The sequence below is a fragment of the Tenacibaculum ovolyticum DSM 18103 genome, from assembly GCF_000430545.1.
Lineage (GTDB): Bacteria > Bacteroidota > Bacteroidia > Flavobacteriales > Flavobacteriaceae > Polaribacter > Polaribacter ovolyticus.
In genome coordinates, this window is record NZ_KE387164.1 from 1 (window position 1) to 19,147 (window position 19,147).

Consider the following 19,147-nt stretch of genomic DNA (forward strand, 5'->3'; position numbering starts at 1 on the left):
CAACAACGAATGTTACAGGATTAACTGCCGCAACAGGTTATGCTTTTTCAGTAAAAGCAAAAGATGCAGCAGGAAATGTATCATCGTCAAGTAATACGGTAAATGTAACAACCTTATCAAATGCAGTTTCTTATTGTGTATCAAAAGGAAGTAGAGTTACTTACGAGTGGATTGATTATGTAGTATTCGGAGGAATGACTAATACAACAGCAGCGAATGGAGGATATGGAGATTTCACTTCAAAAGTAGCTACGGTAGCATTAGGAAGTACCAATCAATTAGTTTTAAGTGCAGGTTTTTCAGGAACAGCATATAACGAACACTTTACAGTTTGGATTGATTATAACCAGGATGGAGATTTTACAGATGCAGGAGAGCAAGTTACTACAGGTAACTCATCAAGCGCAGCAAACAGAGTTGCAGATATTGTAATTCCATCAACAGCAACTTTAGGACAAACAAGAATGCGTGTTTCAATGAAGTACAATGCAGCATCAACTTCTTGTGAAAGTTTTGGAGATGGAGAAGTAGAAGATTATACAGTTAATATAACAGCAGCAGCTGTAAATGCAATAACAGCAGTTGTATCAGGAGAAAATATTGGAAGTCAAGAAAGTTTAGACTTAATGGCATATCCAAATCCGTCAGTAGATTTTATACAAGTTAAGTTAGCATCTCAGTCAACTAAGATGACTTATAAGATTGTAAATGTAATTGGAAGTGTTGTGCAATCTGGTCATTTAGATTCTTCAAATATAAATGTATCTAAATTAAATACAGGAATGTATATTTTAGAAGTTAATGATGGTCAAAAAGTATTGACAACTAAGCTTTTAAAGAAGTAGAACGTTAAAAAATAATTTATTTTTTTTAAAACTCGCTAATCCCAGTAATTCATTGGATTTAGCGAGTTTATTTTTGTGAAAAAAATACTGTTAATGTATTTTTATTATTAATTTCTTATTTTTTTATTATATTTGTGTTGTAAATGATAAAATATTAATATTTTTTTTAATAAAAACATCGTTTATCATAATTAATTAATTAAACCCTTCAAAAATGAAACACAAGTACTTTAAAAAAGTCGTGTTGTCATCTATTTTACTTGCAGGAGCTCTTACAGTGAGCGCGCAAGAAAGTAGAGGATTGAAACACATTGAATTTAACAAAACTTCAAGAACGTCTTTACAAAGAGCACCAGAACTAATTCGAGAAAAGTTAAAATTATCAGTAAATGATAATTTACAAAAAATCAAAACTCAAACTGATGATTTAGGCTTTACTCACGAAAAATTCCAACAAAAATTTAAAGGAGTAAAAGTTGAATTTGGAACTTATACAGCACATGCAAAAAATAGTATATTAAGAACTATGGACGGTGAGTTGTATGATGTTGGTAAAGTAAATGTTGTACCAAGATTATCTAAACAGGCAGCTTTTAGAAGAGCAATAGTTCACACAGGAGCTCAAAAGTATCTTTGGGAACTTCCAAAAGAAGCAAAAAATTTAGGAGACTACAAAAAACCAGAAGGAGAGATATTAATTCTGCCGAGAGAGGTTATAGGAACAAAAACAGCAAGGTTAGCTTATAAATTTGATATATATACAGTAAAACCTTTAAGTAGGGGTGATTTATATATAGATGCTCATACAGGAGAAGCTTTGTTTTTTAATGCTACAATTAAACATTTAGATGAGCATGCACATTCTTCTAAAAATTTAGGAGCAGTTAATAATTTAACAGCAAAATTTACAGAAGCATTAGCTACGGGTAATGCGGCTACGAGATATAGTGGTAACAGATCTATAACAACTAGAGTTGTAGGTGGTAGTTATGTGTTAAGAGATAATACTAGAGGTAATGGTGTTAATACTTATAATAGTGGTGGTCGACCTAGTTATCCAACAACAAATTTTACTGATTCAGATAATAATTGGACAGCAGCAGAATTTAATAACGCAGCAAAAGACGATGCCGCTTTAGATGCGCATTGGGGTGCTGAAATGACTTACGATTACTTTCAATTAAAGCACAGTAGAAATAGTTACAATGGTTCTGGAGCAGCAATTAACAGTTATGTACATTATGATGATGTGGCTGGTGGAGCTGGTTATGATAATGCATTTTGGAACGGATCTGTAATGACTTATGGTGATGGTTCATCAAACGGAAATGAAGGAAACGGTTTTTTTGATGCTTTAACTTCTATTGATGTTGCTGCACATGAAATAGGGCACGCAGTTTGTTCTAATACTGCAAACTTAGCATATCAAAGAGAATCAGGAGCATTGAACGAAGGATTTTCTGATATTTGGGGAGCTGCTGTTGAGCATTTCGCAAAAGGTAACGGAAATGATCTTGCTCCATCTGCTTCAGTTTGGTTAATTGGTGATGAAATAGATAGACGTAATGGCTCTTCTGCTTTACGTTCTATGAGTAACCCTAATGATAGAAATCAGCCTGATACTTATGGTGGTACAAATTGGAAAGAACCTAATTGTGGTACACCAACAAGATCTAATGATTATTGTGGTGTTCATACAAACTCAGGAGTACTAAACTATTGGTTTTATTTATTAACTGTAGGTGGTTCTGGAACAAATGATGTAAATAATGCGTTTAACGTTACTGGAATTGGAATGGCAAAAGCAGCTAAAATTTCTTACCGTTTAGAAGCTAATTATTTATCTGCAAATTCAACATTTGCAAATGCAAGAACAGGAGCTATTACAGCAGCTGAAGATTTATACGGAGCAAATAGTAATGAGGTGAAATCTGTTACAAATGCGTGGCATGCAGTAGGAGTTGGAGCAGCATATGTAGAAACTTGTGCTTTAGCAGCACCAGCTAATTTTTCTGGATCTAGTATAAATGATAATGGATTTACTTTAACATGGTCAGCAGTTTCTGGAGCAACCTCTTATGAGGTAGCAGCAAATGGAGTAACAAGTACAGTAAACGGAACATCTAAAGTAATTACTGGTTTAACAACAGGTACTGCTTATGCGTGTACTGTAAAAGCTACTTGTACATCAGGTGGTAACGGAAGCGTTTCTAATGTATCAGTTACAACAACAGGTACAGCTCCTGTAAGTTATTGTACTTCAAAAGGTGCAAGCGTAAATGACGAATACATTCAAAAAGTAGTTTTAGGAACAATAAATAATACATCAACGGGTGGAAATGGATATTCAGATCACACTTCAATGTCTACTGATTTAACAAAAGGTGAGTCAAACACAATAACAATTACGCCAAAATGGACAGGAACAGTTTATAGTGAAGGGTATGGAGTTTGGATTGATTATAACCAAGATGGAGATTTTTCAGACGCAGGCGAAACAGTTTGGACAAAAGCAAAATCAAAAACAACGCCAGTAAGTGGAACATTTACAGTACCATCTTCAGCAGTAAGTGGAGCAACAAGAATGCGTGTGGTATTAAAATACAATGCAACACCAACAGCTTGTGAGGCATCTATTCAATATGGAGAGGTAGAAGATTATACAGTTGTAATAGGCTCATCGCAGGCAGATACTACTGCACCAAGTGCACCAAGTAGTGTCTCAGCGTCAAGCGTAACACAAACTACCTTAACATTAAATTGGTCAGCTTCTACAGATAACGTAGCAGTAACTGAATATGATGTTTATCAAGGAGCAACAAAAATAGGAGCTACAGCTAATACTACAATGAATGTTACGGGATTAACAGCTTCAACGGGTTATACTTTTTCAGTAAAAGCAAAAGATGCAGCAGGGAATGTATCATCGTCAAGTAATACGGTAAATGTAACAACCTTATCAAATGCAGTTTCTTACTGTACATCAAAAGGAAGTAGAGTTACTTACGAGTGGATTGATTATGTAGCATTCGGAGGAATGACTAATACAACAGCGGCAAATGGAGGATATGGAGATTTTACCTCAAAAGTAGCAACAGTAGCATTAGGAAGTACCAATCAATTAGTTTTAAGTGCAGGTTTTTCAGGAACAGCATATAACGAGCACTTTACAGTTTGGATTGATTATAACCAAGATGGAGATTTTACAGATGCAGGAGAGCAAGTTACTACAGGTAACTCATCAAGTGCAGCAAACAGAGTTACAGATATTGTAATTCCATCAACAGCAACTTTAGGACAAACAAGAATGCGTGTTTCAATGAAATACAATGCAGCATCAACTTCTTGTGAAGCTAATTTAGGAGATGGAGAAGTAGAAGATTATACAGTTAACATAACAGCAGCAGCTGTAAATACAATAACAACAGTAATATCAGGAGAAACTATCAAAAGTCAAAAAAGTATAGCTTTAATGGCATATCCTAATCCATCATTAGATTTTATACAAGTTAAGTTGGCGTCTGAGTCAACTAAAATGACTTATAAAATTGTAAATGTAATTGGAAGCGTTGTGCAATCTGGTCATTTAGATTCTTCAAGTATAAATGTATCTAAATTAAATACAGGAATGTATATCTTAGAAGTTAATGATGGTCAAAAAGTATTGACAACGAAACTTTTAAAGAAGTAAAAATAAAAAAATAAAATATTTTTTTAAAACTCGCTAACCCCAGTAAATTACTGGGTTTAACGAGTTTTTTTTATGAATAAAACATTAATCTTGTTTTTCTTGTATTATGAATTTCTTATTTTTTGTATATATTCGCGCTATAAATGGTAAAATATTGGCATTATTTTTAATAAAATATCATTTAATTAACTAACTTATACCCTTCCAAAAATGAAAAACAAATACTTAAAAAGTTTTGTATTGACAAGTGTTGTCTTAGGATTAAATATCCAAACACAAGCTCAAGACAAAAATGAAGTAGCGCAAATTTGTAGTAGATACAATTTTACAAAACTTCAGGAAACTTCAGGAAACTTAACTAAAGGAGTGTATATCTTAGAAGTTAACGACGGTGAAAAAGTATTTACTACTAAGTTGTTAAAAAAATAAGAATCTATTTACTAATTAATAAATAGTAGGATGAGAAAAAGTTTCTCACCCTGCGTTTATTATAATACACCCTTTACATGAATAAAAGAATAAAATTATTAGCAGGTGGTTTATCCATTGCTTTAATCTCAGTTGTTGGGTCTGGTTATTTATCAGATTACACAGGTTCTAAAAAAATAGAAGAGCAACGAAAAAAGCACGCTGAATTTTTAAAAAACAGCCCTTACAAAGAATCTCTTACTTGGGATAAGAAAACAAGAAAATTAAAAGGTTTACCACCAAACAGATATTTTGAACAAATGTGGGAACTGTCAATTGACCCTTCAACAGGAAGGTTAGATGACGGAAAAATTACGAAAGTTCGTGAAGACTTAATAAGAAAAAGAACAAGTAGAAGAAGTCCAGGAGAAGAAGGTAATTCTTGGGTAGAAAGAGGACCTAATAATATTGGTGGTCGTACAAGAGTAATTTTATTTGATCCTAACGATGCTACAAATAATACTGTTTATGCAGGTGGTGTAAGTGGTGGATTATGGAGAAATACAAATATAGGTAATGCTAATTCACAATGGGCACGAGTAGAAGGTGTACCAGGAAATCTATCAGTAACATCTATTTCTGTAGATCCAAGAAACTCGAATACTTGGTATATTGGTACAGGTGAGCAATACACAGGAGGAGACGTAGTTGGTAACGGAGTTTATGTTAGTACTAATGGTGGTACAACTTGGAACTCTGTTAATATCCCAGCAGCTGGAGGAGGAGATATTAATCATAGTGCAACTAGTATTTTCCTATCTGGTGTACATTTTGTAAATGACATTTTAGCATGGGATAATGGAGCATCTACAGAATTATTTGTAGCGGTAGGAGCACATGTTTATGGAGATTCAGGAAACCCTAGAAACTACTTAGGTTTGCAGTCAGCAGGTTTGTATCGTTCTACTGATTCAGGTGTAACTTGGAATAGAATTGAAACTGCAAGTATGAGACATACTTTTAGTGGAAACAATTATTATTACATACCTAATGATTTAGAAGTAAGTGCTAATAATACTCTTTGGATGGGAACAATTAAGTCTCTCTTAGGTGAAAACGGAGGAGGTAGGCTATTTAGTTCTACTAATGGGTCTACTTGGACAGAAGCAGCAGCTTCACCATTAACAGAATCTAATAGAGTTGAAATTGAGCCATCTGCGACAAACGGTAACAAATTATACGTTTTAGCACAAGGAACAACTTCAGCAACACCTGTACGTATTTTTAAAACTACAAACGGATTTGCTTCTGTAACAACATCTAGTCTTCCTAATGATGCAGATACTGGAATTGCTGCGAACGATTTTTGTCGTGGACAAGCGTTTTATGATTTAGTAATTGAAGCAGACCCATCAAATGATGATGTATTATATGTTGGGGGTATTGATTTATTTAAGTCTACAAATGGAGCTTCTTCTTGGACGCAATTATCACACTGGTATGGAGGATTTGGACAAGCAAATAACGTACATGCAGATCAACATTCTATTGCTTTTGGTAATAACTCGTCTTCAAAAATTTTATTTGGAAATGATGGAGGTGTATATTATTCTAGTAATTCAGGAACAACAATTTCTTCAAGAAATAAAGGATATAACGTAACTCAGTTTGTAAAAGCAGCTATTGGTCCTGATGGAGCAGGAGATGTTTCAGGTATTTTTACTGCAGGAGCTCAAGATAATGGTACGCAAGGATTTAGAAATGCCGTAGCAGGAATTAATAGTTCTACAGAAGTATCTGGAGGTGACGGTTTTTATACATTTATAGATAAAGATGGTGAGTACATGATTGCAACTTATGTAAACAATGTAATACATCGTTTTAACTTGCCTTGGAATGGGGTAAGTAGAATACAAGGAGGATCAACTAGTTTATTAAATGATCAAAATTCGGGAGATTTTGTAAACCCAATGGATTATGATAGTGATGCAAATCGTTTATTAACAAATGCATCTACAAGTACAGCTAAATCTATAAAAAGTATTAATGTTGCTTCTAATACAAAAGGAAACATAACAAATGCTTTATTAACAGCAAAACCTACAGCTTTTAGAGCTTCACCTTTTGCAAATAATACATGGTATGTTGGTTTAGCAGATGGAAACTTAGTGAAATTAACAAGTGTTACAAATTCAAGTGCTACTTGGACAAATGTTGTAACTCCATTTGTGGGATCTATTTCTTCAGTACGATATGGAGCAACTGCAAATGATATTTTTGTAACTATTCATAATTATGGTGTAACAAGTGTTTGGGCAACTTCAGATGCAGGTGCTAACTGGGTAAATAAAGAAGGAAACTTACCAAATATACCTGTAAGAGACTTTTTACAAAACCCATTAAGTAGAAACGAAGCTATTATTGCAACTCAATTAGGAGTTTGGTCTACGTCAAACTTTAATGCAGCAAATCCTGTTTGGACACAAGCATATAATGGTATGAGTGATGTTAGTGTTACTTCTTTTGATTATTGGAATGTTAGCGGAGATCATACTCAGAATAAAATTATAGCTTCTACATATGGTCGTGGAGTTTTTACAGGTGAATTTACAGCAAATGTAGTTGCAGATAATGAAGCACCAACTGCAGCAAGTAGCTTAGCAGCTTCAAGTATTACAGCTTCATCTTTAACATTAAATTGGACAGCAGCTTCAGATAATGTAGCGGTTACTGGGTATGATGTGTATCAAGGAACTACTAAATTAGGAACTGCTACAGGAACTACATATAATGTTACAGGTTTAACAGCAAGTACAGCATATACTTTTTCAGTAAAAGCAAAAGATGCTGCAGGTAATGTGTCATCTGCAAGTAATATTGCAAATGTAACTACACCAGTAGTAAGTGTTAGTTACTGTACTTCAAAAGGTGCAAGTGTGAATGACGAATACATTCAAAAAGTAGTTTTAGGAAGTATAAGTAATACATCAACAGGAGGAAATGGATATTCAGATCATACTTCGGTTTCTACTGATTTAACAAAAGGTGAGTCAAATACAATAACAATTACCCCAAAATGGACAAGTACAGTTTATAGTGAAGGGTATGGAGTTTGGATTGATTATAACCAAGATGGAGATTTTTCAGATGCAGGTGAAACAGTTTGGACAAAAGCAAAATCAAAAACAACACCAGTAAGTGGAACATTTACAGTACCATCTTCAGCATTGAGTGGAGAAACAAGAATGCGTGTGGTATTAAAATACAATGCAACACCAACAGCCTGTGAAGCGTCTATTCAATACGGAGAAGTAGAAGATTATACGGTTGTAATTGGATCGGTACAAGCAGATACTACAGCACCAAGTGCACCAATTAATGCTTCAGCAACAAGTGTGGCTCAAACTGCTTTAACATTAAACTGGTCAGCATCTACAGATAATGTAGCAGTAGCTGAATATGATGTTTATCAAGGAGCAACAAAAATAGGAGCTACAGCTAATACTACAATGAATGTTACGGGATTAACAGCTTCAACGGGTTATACTTTTTCAGTAAAAGCAAAAGATGCAGCAGGAAATGTATCATCATCAAGTAATACTGTAAACGTAACAACTTTAGCTGTTCCAGTTTCTTATTGTGATTCAAAAGGAACAAGAGTTACTTATGAGTGGATTGATTATGTATCATTCGGAGGAATGACAAATACAACAGCAGCGAATGAAGGATATGGAGATTTCACTTCAAAAGTAGCAACGGTAGCATTAGGAAGTACCAATCAATTAGTGTTAAGTGCAGGTTTTTCAGGAACAGCATATAATGAGCACTTTACAGTTTGGATAGATTATAACAGAGATGGAGATTTTACAGATGCAGGAGAGCAAGTTACTACAGGTAACTCATCAAGTACAACAAATAGAATAACAGATGTTGTTATTCCATCAACAGCAACCTTAGGACAAACAAGAATGCGTGTTTCAATGAAATACAATGCAGCACCAACCTCTTGTGAAGCTAATTTAGGAGATGGTGAAGTAGAAGACTATACCGTTAATATAATAGCAACACCAGTAGTTGCTGTAGCAGCTGTATCAGGAGAAACTATTAAAAGTCAAGAAAGTTTAGACTTAAAAGCATATCCTAACCCATCTGTAGATTTTGTAAAAGTTAAATTAGCATCTAAGTCAGCTAATATGACTTATAAAATTGTAAATACAATTGGAAGTGTTGTACAATCTGGTTATTTAGATACGTCTAGTATAAATGTATCTGACTTAAAAACAGGAATGTACATTTTAGAAGTTAACGATGGTCAAAAGCGATTAACAACTAAATTGATGAAAAAATAATAAGACTTTCTTATTAAATAAATAAAACCCGAGCATTTGCTCGGGTTTTTTGTTTCTTTGCATAAAATTTAGAAGATGAACTATCTATCGGTTGAAGGCATAGCAAAAGCATACGGAGAAAAAGTATTATTTGATAATATTTCTTTCGGAATTAATAAGGATCAAAAAATAGCTTTTGTTGCTAAAAACGGTAGTGGTAAAACCTCTATTTTAAATATTGTTGCAGGTGTAGACGAATCTGATTCTGGGCAAGTAGTAAGCAGAAAAGGAATTGATATTGCTTATTTATCGCAAGCGGATAATTTAAATCCTGATTTAACGATTGAAGAAACTATTTTTTCTACAGATAATAAAGTCTTATCAGTAATAAAGGAATACGAAAAAGCAGTACAAAATCCTGATGATGCTGATGCGTTTCAAGAAGCTTTTGAGTTAATGGAACAATACAATGCGTGGGATTTTGAAACGCAATACAAGCAAATACTATCTAAATTAAAGCTAGACAACTTACAGTTAAAAGTAGGAAAGCTTTCTGGTGGACAAAAAAAACGATTAGCATTAGCTATTGTATTAATTAAAAAACCAGATTTATTAATTTTAGATGAGCCTACTAATCATTTAGATTTAGAAATGATTGAGTGGTTAGAAGCATTTTTTGCTAAAGAAAAAATAACCTTATTTATGGTTACGCACGACCGTTACTTTTTAGAACGTGTGTGTAATGAAATTATCGAATTAGATAACGGGCAATTATATAAGTACAAAGGTAATTACTCGTATTACCTACAAAATAAAGAAGAACGTTTAGCACTTGAAGCTACCAATTTAGGAAAGGCAAAAAGTTTGTTTAAAAAAGAATTAGATTGGATGCGTCGCCAACCAAAGGCACGTACTACGAAATCTAAATCTCGTATTGAAGATTTTAATCAAATTAAAGATAAAGCACACCAGCGACGTAACGAGCATGAAGTACAGTTAGAAATTAACATGGAGCGTTTGGGAAGCAAAATTTTGGAGCTTCATAAAATGAAAAAATCGTTTGATGACAAAGTAATTTTAGACGGATTTGATTATGTTTTTAAACGAGGAGAACGTATTGGTATTATTGGTAAAAACGGTACAGGTAAATCGTCTTTCTTAAACATGTTAACTGGAGGTATCGAATTAGATGGTGGAAAAGTAACAGTTGGTGAAACAGTAAAGTTTGGATATTACACCCAAAACGGAATTGAAATAAAACCTGGGCAAAAAGTAATTGAAGTAGTTAAAGAATTCGGAGAATACATTCCATTATCGAAAGGCCGTAAAATATCTGCAAGTCAATTATTAGAGCGCTTTCTTTTTGACAAAAAAAAGCAATATGATTTTGTAGAAAAATTAAGTGGAGGAGAACAAAAACGACTGTATTTATGTGCGGTGTTAATTCAGAATCCTAACTTTTTAATTTTAGATGAGCCTACTAACGATTTAGATGTTGTTACTCTAAATGTTTTAGAAAACTTCTTATTAGATTATCCGGGTAACTTAATGGTGGTTTCTCACGACCGTTATTTTATGGATAAAATTGTTGATAATTTATTTGTGTTTAGAGGTGAGGGGCAAATTGATAATTTCCCTGGTAATTACTCAGACTTTAGGGCTTATGAAGACTCTAAGGTAAAAGAAGCAAGAGAAGTAAAGAAAGAGGTTGTAAAACCTGTTAAAAAAGCTAAGAAGGTAGCGTTAAACTTTGATGAAAAACGTGAATGGGGCTTATTAGAAAAAGATATTGAAAGACTTCAAAAAAAGAAACAATTAATTGAAGGGAAATTTAATAAAGGTGAATTTTCTCCTGAAGAAATTAATGATAAATCAATAGAGCTACAAGAAACAATTGATAGTTTAGAAACCAAAGAAGAACGTTGGTTTGAACTTTCTATGAAATTAGAAGGGGAGTAACATTTTATTTGCTTTGTGTAAAGCAAATAAAAAAAAGTTATAGAGTTATGTAAAAACTGGCTACAATTATTCTTTAATTTCAATTAAAGGATCTGGATTAATAAATTCAGGAAAGCCAGTATCTTGAACATAGCTAGACTCTATAGATCCCATAGACTCTTTACCACTTATTTTGTCTATAAAATAGCGTCCAAAGGCTACTTCGTTATCTACATGTATGCTATACATATCGGCTGATTCAATAATGCTATTATTAAAGCCAAATCGTGGTAAACCAAACGCTTCTATTACAAAATTAATTTTTTCTTGGTCTTTAGCTGTTGGAATGTAAAACTTATCGAAACCCCAAATATCAAAAGGAGAAATGTTTTTGTTGGTGAGATTAACTTCTATATCGTAATTTAAATTTTCAACTTTTTTATTAAGAGGCGTAAACTGAATAATTCGCCTGTACTTAACGATTGTTTTTTTAGTGTTTGCCCAAACTGTGATTTCGTATATTTTAGGGTTAAAAATAAATTCTGGATATTTTAAAGCTATTAATTTATTAGCTTCATTTATCAATTTATTTTTCTTTAAAGCCATTGTTTTTTTATATTTAATACCTCCGTTTTTTGTATGATAGTAAGTCGAGCAGCTTGTAAAAGAGCAGAAAACTAAGCTTATTATTAAAATATTTATCCATCTCATTCTTCTATACATTTATATTCAAAATCTAAAAGCTTCTTTTTTCAGTCTCAAATATAGTGCTTCTTTGTAAAATGTTTACCAATCAGTTGTTTGTTTTAATCCCTTTATTTTTTCAGGAATGTAAGCTCTTAAAACTTCTTGTTCTTGTTTATTGATCCCTTTAATAAATAAAGTATCATTTCTAATAAAACCAGTAAATTTTGAATACCAACTTCTCTCTTTATGTTTTACATAAAAAAACTCCATTTCTATTTTATTATTATTTATTACCTCATAATACCCTGGGGTAGTAGCTGTGTTTAGCTTTTCTATATCTGTTTTTTCAGAAATATCAACACTTCTTTCAAAACAACGACCATTTTTAAAGAATTTTATGTAAAATAGACTATTATATTCACCATTTCCAAAAGTTAATGTATCGTTAGAAAAGTATAGACTTTCTGTTTTTATTAAATCTTCTTTTTTTAATTTATAAGGTGCTTTTGCTAATGTGAATTTATTTTTTTTAGGACGGTGGCCTCCATTTTTATAGGTGTAATTATAGCATCCTGAAAAAGAAACTAAACCAAGTATCAAAATTTTTTTCCACCCCATCCTTTTATCCTTGTTCTGTTGTAAAATATTTACCAATCAGGCGCTCCTGTTAAACCGTCTACTTTTTTTCGAATATATATTCTACAGTTTTTTTTATTTGGTTTAGGAAACTCTTTGTTTTTAAATGAATCATAAAATAAAAATAAGCTATCATTTCTTATGTAGCCTTTTCTTTTATGATAAGAACCTCCTTCTGCTTTTTTTACACTATAATAGTCAATTGTTATATTTTTTTTATTTTCAATCTTGTAGTAGCCAATTAATAATGAGTTGTTTACATTGTTTAGCTTTTTTAGGTTGATGTTATCAGTATAAGGTTCCAAGTTCTCTAAATAATGTCCGTTAGAAAAGAAACGAATAATACTATTATCTATATCTGTTTTTGTTCCATAACTTACCTTTGTAATATTTACATATATAGAATTAACATCTATTAAATCATCTTTTATTAGTTTATATGGAGGTTTAGATAACTTAAATTTTGAATTTTTAGGTCTGTATCCTCCTTTTTCGTTTATATAATAATTTTTACAACTGCTTAATAAAATTATTGAAATAACTAAAATTTTATTCCACCCCATCCTTCTATGTTTTTATATTCATATTCAAATCTAAAATCCTTTATTGTTCGATGGATAAAATTTTGTAACCAAGCATCACCAATAACATCAATCGTTGCATTATAACCGTTTTGTTGATTAAAACGAATGTAAGTAGATGCTTTATTTAATTTTTTTTGTGAAGGTGTTTGATTATGATATTTACTAAAAGTTAAATCTTTTAAATTACTTTCTAAAACTTTAATCTTATTGTTTTTTTCTTCTTTAGATAAGTTTTTATTATTTTTTACTTCTTTGATCTCTTTATCTAATTTTTTCTTTTTTAACTCTTCGATAGCATCATGTTGATAATCCCCTGAAAAATCTTGAAACCCAACTTCAATTAAAGGAGTAACAATTGTTAAACCACCAGTCCAACCCATATCGGTTCCTCCACCAAAATAAGCACGTTTTGTATCGTTATTCGAACTCACATTTACATTTCCTAGGCGAAAACCAATCATTCCTTCTCGTTGTAATTTATCTAAAGAAAATTGATTGTCGTGTAAGGCAGAATTCCAAGTAAATAATTGACCATATCTAAATGAATTTTCAAAATTATTTAACATGGGATTTTCCGAATTATAATTTAAAGTATACGATTTCAAAGGAGTACCGTATCCGCCACCAACAATAACATTTGCAGCAGCAGTAACATCTACTACCATATTGCTTTTATCTACGCCAACGCCTAAACCGCTATTATATGCTGATACATGAAAAGATGTATTTGCTGCAAAATTACCATATCGTTGCCCATAACCTATGTTTAAATTAGCTTTAAACCGTACTTTATAGGCTAATTGAATTTGGAGACCAAAAGTAACTTTAAACCCACTTCCTGGCGGATCTATATTACCACAACAGCCGTTTTTATCTTTCGTTATAAAACTTTGACTGTAGCCTCGCATACTTTGTTCTACTCTTCGTTTTAAATCTGTTTCAGCCCAAAATTTGGCATCGCCAACACAGTGCTTAAAATCGAAGATACTCGATGTTATAGCGGCTTCTAAATCTGTTTCTATTCCTTGAAAATTAAAAAGGGAATGGTTTGTCATATTTTTGCAATTTTTTTAACACACTAGCATAATGTTAGTTATTATGTTTTTTTAACTAAAGTAATAAATAAAAACTAAATATAAAATTCCGAATTACTTTTTGGAAGTAGGTTAAGACTTACTATTAATTTATGAGATAAATCAATAGAGCTACAAGAAACATTAGGTAGTTATTTAGCACTTCATTTCCGTTTACTATTTAGCAAACTTTATTAATGCATATAAAACCTTTTTCTTAGTACAAACGTTTATATTTTTTGGGACTGTTGTACACAATTTTTATTCAAAAATTAGATTTAAATAGTCTGGTTTATTAATCAAAGCCTCTTCTAAAATTGATTTATAATAGTTGTTTCCAAATAGAGCTTTATCATCTTCTATTTTATCTTTCACAAGTTCTGTAACTTCATTTCTGGGAAGTCGGCTTTTAATTGCAGTGATTAGGTTTGTTAATTCAGAAATTATTTTATGACTTTCTTGTTTAAACCTTTGCGGCAAATGAAGTCTAGTGTAATGACTTATTAATAATTCAAAAAAATCAACATTAATATGATTCGTATTACGCAACTCAAAAGTTGATAGAATATTATCATCTAAAACGACTATATCTACAAATAAATACTGATCACTAGGTAAGATATCGGTATATAGATTTAAGAAAAGCGTTTTGTTATTTCCTTTCCAATTTTCGCTTTTATGACTGTTACAAGTTGTACAAGCGGGCAATAAATTCTTAGGGTTTACAGAAAATTCTGGAAATTCATCTTTAGGAATAATATGATCTAAAGAGCCAATTGGTGTAATTGTACAATATTGGCAAGTGTTCATAGCTCTATTGTCTAAAACAGTTGTGATGCTATTCTTTAATTTGACTAATCTTGAGTTTCCTGAAGTATATAATTTAAGTAAATCAGATTTATCTTGATTTGCATAACCATCTGGAGTTAAACTAATATGATTGTTAGCATTGTGAGCTATTTCATAATCTTCATATAACAGTTTAATAGCAGGAACAAGAATATCAATTCTGTCCTTATAATTTGGGTTTTCAGAAGAATTTCTTTTTGAAGCAACTATTTCATCCAAGAAATCAGAAGTATTACCACTATGTACTTTAAGATTTCTCATTAATAATGCTTTTTAAATAAATTCTTGTATTAAGACCTAAGGGAATATTTTTAGATGAAATAGATGACACTATTTCATTATAAGATTTACCAGAAGTAACTAATCGATTTAATATTTTTTTGTATTGGTTTGGAATAATATTATTCCCAAAAATATCTTCAGTGAGTACAGTTAAGTTTTCACCGAATGTTTCTGAGATTGGTTTTCTAACGCTTAAAATAGCTTCATCTCTTTCCATTATATAGACATTTCTTGATAAAAGTTCTCTGACAATTAATGGTGAGTGCGTTGCTATAATACAATAAGATTGAAATTCATTAGTAAGCTCATAAATCGCATTAATTAATTGAGATATAGCATTTGGGTGTAAGTGCGTTTCAGGTTCGTCATAAATTACCAATGAAGCATATCTAATATTTGCAACAATTTCAGTAATTATGTAAAGAAGAATACTCTGTCCAGAACTAAGTTTTTTACTAACACTATTAAAACCTTTTATATCTACTTTATCATCATCAACGATTAACTCATTGATTAATTCACGATCTAAAAAGAAAGGAAGTAGATTAAGCCATTTATCAAATCTATTATTTGATGCAATTTTTTTCCAGGAACCATGAAATCTAAGTTTGAGTCCCTTTGTGCTATAAAGCTCCCCTTTTGAATCTTTAAGCCCACAGTAGGCATAATTAAAGTCAGCCGTATTTTTAGGTATGTCAAATGAATCGAATGCACTGTAGGAAACGGCTATTACCTTACTAAATAAAGGTGTTTTGGGTGTGAAAACATCATTCTTCTTCTTTGAAATGTCAATTGGTAAAGAAGAGATTAATTGAGTTTTCCCTGTTCCATTTTTACCAATTAGTGCAAATATTCTACTAGGTACAATTTTATTTGCATCAAAATCAAAATGTACATCTATCGCTTCATCTGCAAATTTTGCTTTAAATGAATATTGGAAACTGTATAGATTTTTAAGATTGTAACCATATAAGCGATATTTCACTTCACGTAAAAGTTGTTCTTGTTCATCATATCTGATTAAAGAATTTCTAAAAAAATAATTATTTTCAAATTCTTCTAATATTTTAGGGTAAAATGCAGAATCTTTTAATGCCCATAATATACTTTCATATGTTTTTACAAATAATGATTTGATATTTTCATAGTAGTTATATTCTTGTCCAAGTGAACAGAAGTTTTCATTTAATAAGGTAAATTTTTCATTTAGTATACTAGGTGTTTTTTCTACTTCTTGGTGAATAATTTTTACTATTCCAATTTTTTTACAATTTGAAATATTTGGGTAGTAATATAAATAATAAGTGGATCTATTACCAAAGTCGTTCCATCCAATATGATTAACAAGAACAAAGCAAGGGAATTGGTTAGGCTTTTTGTGAGATTTTTTATAATCAAAGAAACCATCAGGTGAATTATCTACAAAAAATGGAATTTCGTTTTTAATTATCGTTGGAGGGGCTAAATTCGTTATATCATACTCTTTAATTTTAAAGATTGAAAGTCCTTCTTCATTATACGAATCAAGAGAAAAATTTAAGGTTTCTTTTTCTAAATATGGATTAACTAAAAGATAATATTTCGTTATTCCATCTTCATTATTTCGAGTATTTGGATGAATAACTTTGTTTAAAAAATTAATGAAAGTTTTGGAGTCACTAATGACACTGAATCTTTCAGTAAGAACATATTCATATTCCCAATCATAATTATTAACTAAATGTTGAAAAGCATCATCATAAGCGTTAGAATATCTACTATCTTCTGAAGGTAATGATTTTAATTCAAACATTTCATCCAAAAAATTGATGATATTAATATCATCTTGTGATTCGCCAAATAAATCTGACTCAGAAAGTAATACTCTTAGTATATCTAATCTTATTTTTTTAGTAATCTTCATTTATAGTAAATGGATTTTTTTGCCTTTATAAAGGTGTTTTAATCGACAAATTAAACATAGCGCATCACACTCCTTTACGGGTATCCGTTAAGAAAGTATATATCATCAATATTTAAAAAATAAAAGAATAGGGGACTTTTACTTTAGCGATTTTTCGAGATAAATGTAATAAATCTATCTATTTGTACCAAAGGGAATTACAAATTATATTGTAACAATATTTTTTTGTTCTAATATCGGTTTGTTTAAAAAACGGAGTACCAATTGCGCTACAGCTATAGTATCTCGCTCGCAATATTCAACAATGCGTGGTAAGTTTTTTTCTTTATAATATACGTTGGCTACCTCGCTACCATCAATATCTTGTTTAGGTGAAGGAATATTTAAAATAGATGTTAACAAACGTAAAGAAGTATAGTGTTTGTAATCGCCAAATTTCCATAGTTCTAAAGTATCTAAATGCGGAACTTCCCAAGGCTTTTTTCCAAATAAATCTAACTTTTTAGGTAAGTTTATTCGGTTAATAATCATTCTACGGGCTATGTACGGAAAATCGAATTCCTTACCATTGTGCGCACACAATAAATGTTTGTTTTGGTTAAAATGAGTATCGAGTAATTTTTTAAAGTCAGTTAAGATACTGGCTTCATCATCACCAAAAAAAGAAGTAATCCGTAGTTGTTTTTCTCCTTTTATATCAATAAAGTAACCAACCGAGATACAAATTATTTTTCCGAACTCCGCCCAAATACCAGCACGATGGTAAAATGCCTCGGCAGTAGTTTCATCTTTTCGTTGGTATTCTGTTTTTAAAGCGTATAATTCTTGTTTTTCTTCCGATAAATCGGCAAATAATTCTACTTCAGGAACAGTTTCAATATCTAAAAATAAAATGTTTTGGATGTTAATTTTATGCAGCATTTTTTCTTTTTATAGCGATAAACAGTACTTTTATATGCAACTATTTTTTGTCGCAATTTTTTTTATAAAGGTACAAAACCTTGCTTAAAAAAATAATTACCTTTTATATTTACCTACTTTCGAATTTAAGCGAAGGTTTATGAATGATTAAATGAATGTTAAGTTAAAAGGTAGCGTGCAGGGTTTGTAATATTATAGTTACTTTTGGATAACACAATATAAAACGATCTATGAATACGAATGATGTTAAAATTTTACTAGTTGATGATGAGCCTGATATTTTAGAAATAGTAGGATATAATTTAAAGTCAGAAGGCTATCAAGTTTTTACAGCTAATAACGGTGCTGAAGCAGTAGCAAAGGCAAAAAAAGTAAGTCCGCATTTAATATTGTTAGATATTATGATGCCTGAAATGGATGGTATTGAAGCTTGCGAAAAAATTAGAAACATTAAATCTTTAGAAGATGTAATTATTTCTTTTTTAACTGCAAGAGGTGAAGATTATTCGCAAGTTGCAGGTTTTGATGCAGGTGCAGACGATTATATTACCAAGCCAGTAAAACCAAAAGTATTGGTAAGCAAGGTAAAATCTTTATTAAGACGTTTAAAAACGGATGAAAGTGTTGATGGTACAACTAAAGTTGGCGACATTGTTATAAATAGAGATGAGTATGTGGTATTTAAAGGAACTGAAAAAATAGCACTGCCAAGAAAAGAATTCGAATTACTATCATTATTAACCTCTAAGCCAGGAAAGGTATTTAAAAGAGAGGTGATTTTAGATAGTGTTTGGGGTAACGAAGTAGTAGTTGGCGGACGTACAATTGATGTGCATATTCGTAAGCTTCGCGAAAAAATTGGAGACGACTTTTTTAAAACCGTTAAAGGTGTTGGATATAAGTTCGTTTTAGAGTCTGAAAAATAATAGTTTAAAAATAGTTACGTACTGTTTTAGATAACTTTATGCATAAAAACCATAGTTATCTAAAGCAGTATTTTAA

General features: G+C 31.4%; 13 protein-coding genes. 6 read left to right on the forward strand and 7 right to left on the reverse strand.

Annotated elements, in window-relative coordinates:
* The 5 genes from H518_RS19980 to H518_RS0114770 form a co-directional block, all read left to right on the forward strand.
* On the forward strand, positions 1 to 845 hold an 845-nt coding region (locus tag H518_RS19980; protein WP_043707096.1), incomplete at its 5' end, for a GEVED domain-containing protein.
* Positions 846 to 1,059: 214 nt separating this feature from the next.
* Positions 1,060 to 4,536, forward strand: coding sequence for a M4 family metallopeptidase (locus tag H518_RS19985; protein ID WP_051263799.1), 3,477 nt, complete (start codon positions 1,060 to 1,062; stop codon positions 4,534 to 4,536).
* A gap of 210 nt (positions 4,537 to 4,746) precedes the next feature.
* Positions 4,747 to 4,965: a T9SS type A sorting domain-containing protein gene (locus H518_RS0114755; protein WP_028889784.1), complete on the forward strand. Its 219-nt coding sequence runs from the start codon at positions 4,747 to 4,749 to the stop codon at positions 4,963 to 4,965.
* Between the two features lie 77 nt (positions 4,966 to 5,042).
* Positions 5,043 to 9,293, forward strand: coding sequence for a GEVED domain-containing protein (locus tag H518_RS20605; protein WP_051263800.1), 4,251 nt, complete (start codon positions 5,043 to 5,045; stop codon positions 9,291 to 9,293).
* A gap of 75 nt (positions 9,294 to 9,368) precedes the next feature.
* Positions 9,369 to 11,231, forward strand: a complete 1,863-nt coding sequence (locus H518_RS0114770) for an ABC-F family ATP-binding cassette domain-containing protein (protein WP_028889785.1) — start codon at positions 9,369 to 9,371, stop codon at positions 11,229 to 11,231.
* A 66-nt stretch (positions 11,232 to 11,297) separates the two neighbouring features.
* Here the strand turns inward: H518_RS0114770 and H518_RS0114775 are convergent, their stop codons facing one another.
* From H518_RS0114775 to H518_RS0114805, 7 genes are all read right to left on the reverse strand, one after another.
* Positions 11,298 to 11,816, reverse strand: coding sequence for a hypothetical protein (locus tag H518_RS0114775; RefSeq protein WP_155995243.1), 519 nt, complete (start codon positions 11,814 to 11,816; stop codon positions 11,298 to 11,300).
* 180 nt (positions 11,817 to 11,996) lie between these two features.
* Positions 11,997 to 12,515 carry a hypothetical protein gene (locus tag H518_RS0114780; protein WP_028889787.1) on the reverse strand — a complete coding sequence of 173 codons (519 nt, stop codon included), beginning with the start codon at positions 12,513 to 12,515 and terminating at the stop codon, positions 11,997 to 11,999.
* Positions 12,516 to 12,544: 29 nt separating this feature from the next.
* On the reverse strand, positions 12,545 to 13,096 hold the full coding sequence (locus H518_RS0114785; RefSeq protein WP_028889788.1) for a hypothetical protein: 552 nt from the start codon (positions 13,094 to 13,096) through the stop codon (positions 12,545 to 12,547).
* Positions 13,075 to 14,172 carry a hypothetical protein gene (locus H518_RS0114790; RefSeq protein WP_028889789.1) on the reverse strand — a complete coding sequence of 366 codons (1,098 nt, stop codon included), beginning with the start codon at positions 14,170 to 14,172 and terminating at the stop codon, positions 13,075 to 13,077. The genes H518_RS0114785 and H518_RS0114790 overlap by 22 nt, the downstream gene beginning before the upstream one ends.
* 279 nt (positions 14,173 to 14,451) lie before the next feature.
* Positions 14,452 to 15,300 carry an HNH endonuclease gene (locus H518_RS19995; RefSeq protein WP_051263801.1) on the reverse strand — a complete coding sequence of 283 codons (849 nt, stop codon included), beginning with the start codon at positions 15,298 to 15,300 and terminating at the stop codon, positions 14,452 to 14,454.
* Positions 15,287 to 17,224 (reverse strand): AbiJ-related protein, encoded by a 1,938-nt coding sequence (locus tag H518_RS0114800; protein ID WP_028889790.1) that lies wholly within the window; start codon positions 17,222 to 17,224, stop codon positions 15,287 to 15,289. The genes H518_RS19995 and H518_RS0114800 overlap by 14 nt, the downstream gene beginning before the upstream one ends.
* Positions 17,225 to 17,428: 204 nt before the next feature.
* A complete protein-coding gene (locus tag H518_RS0114805; protein WP_028889791.1) occupies positions 17,429 to 18,145 on the reverse strand; it encodes a 3'-5' exonuclease in 717 nt (238 codons plus the stop codon).
* 230 nt (positions 18,146 to 18,375) lie between these two features.
* Here H518_RS0114805 and H518_RS0114810 point away from each other — a divergent pair, with 230 nt between their 5' ends.
* Entirely contained in the window at positions 18,376 to 19,071 is a 696-nt protein-coding gene (locus H518_RS0114810) for a response regulator transcription factor (RefSeq protein WP_028889792.1), read from the forward strand.
* Positions 19,072 to 19,147 lie beyond the last annotated feature (76 nt).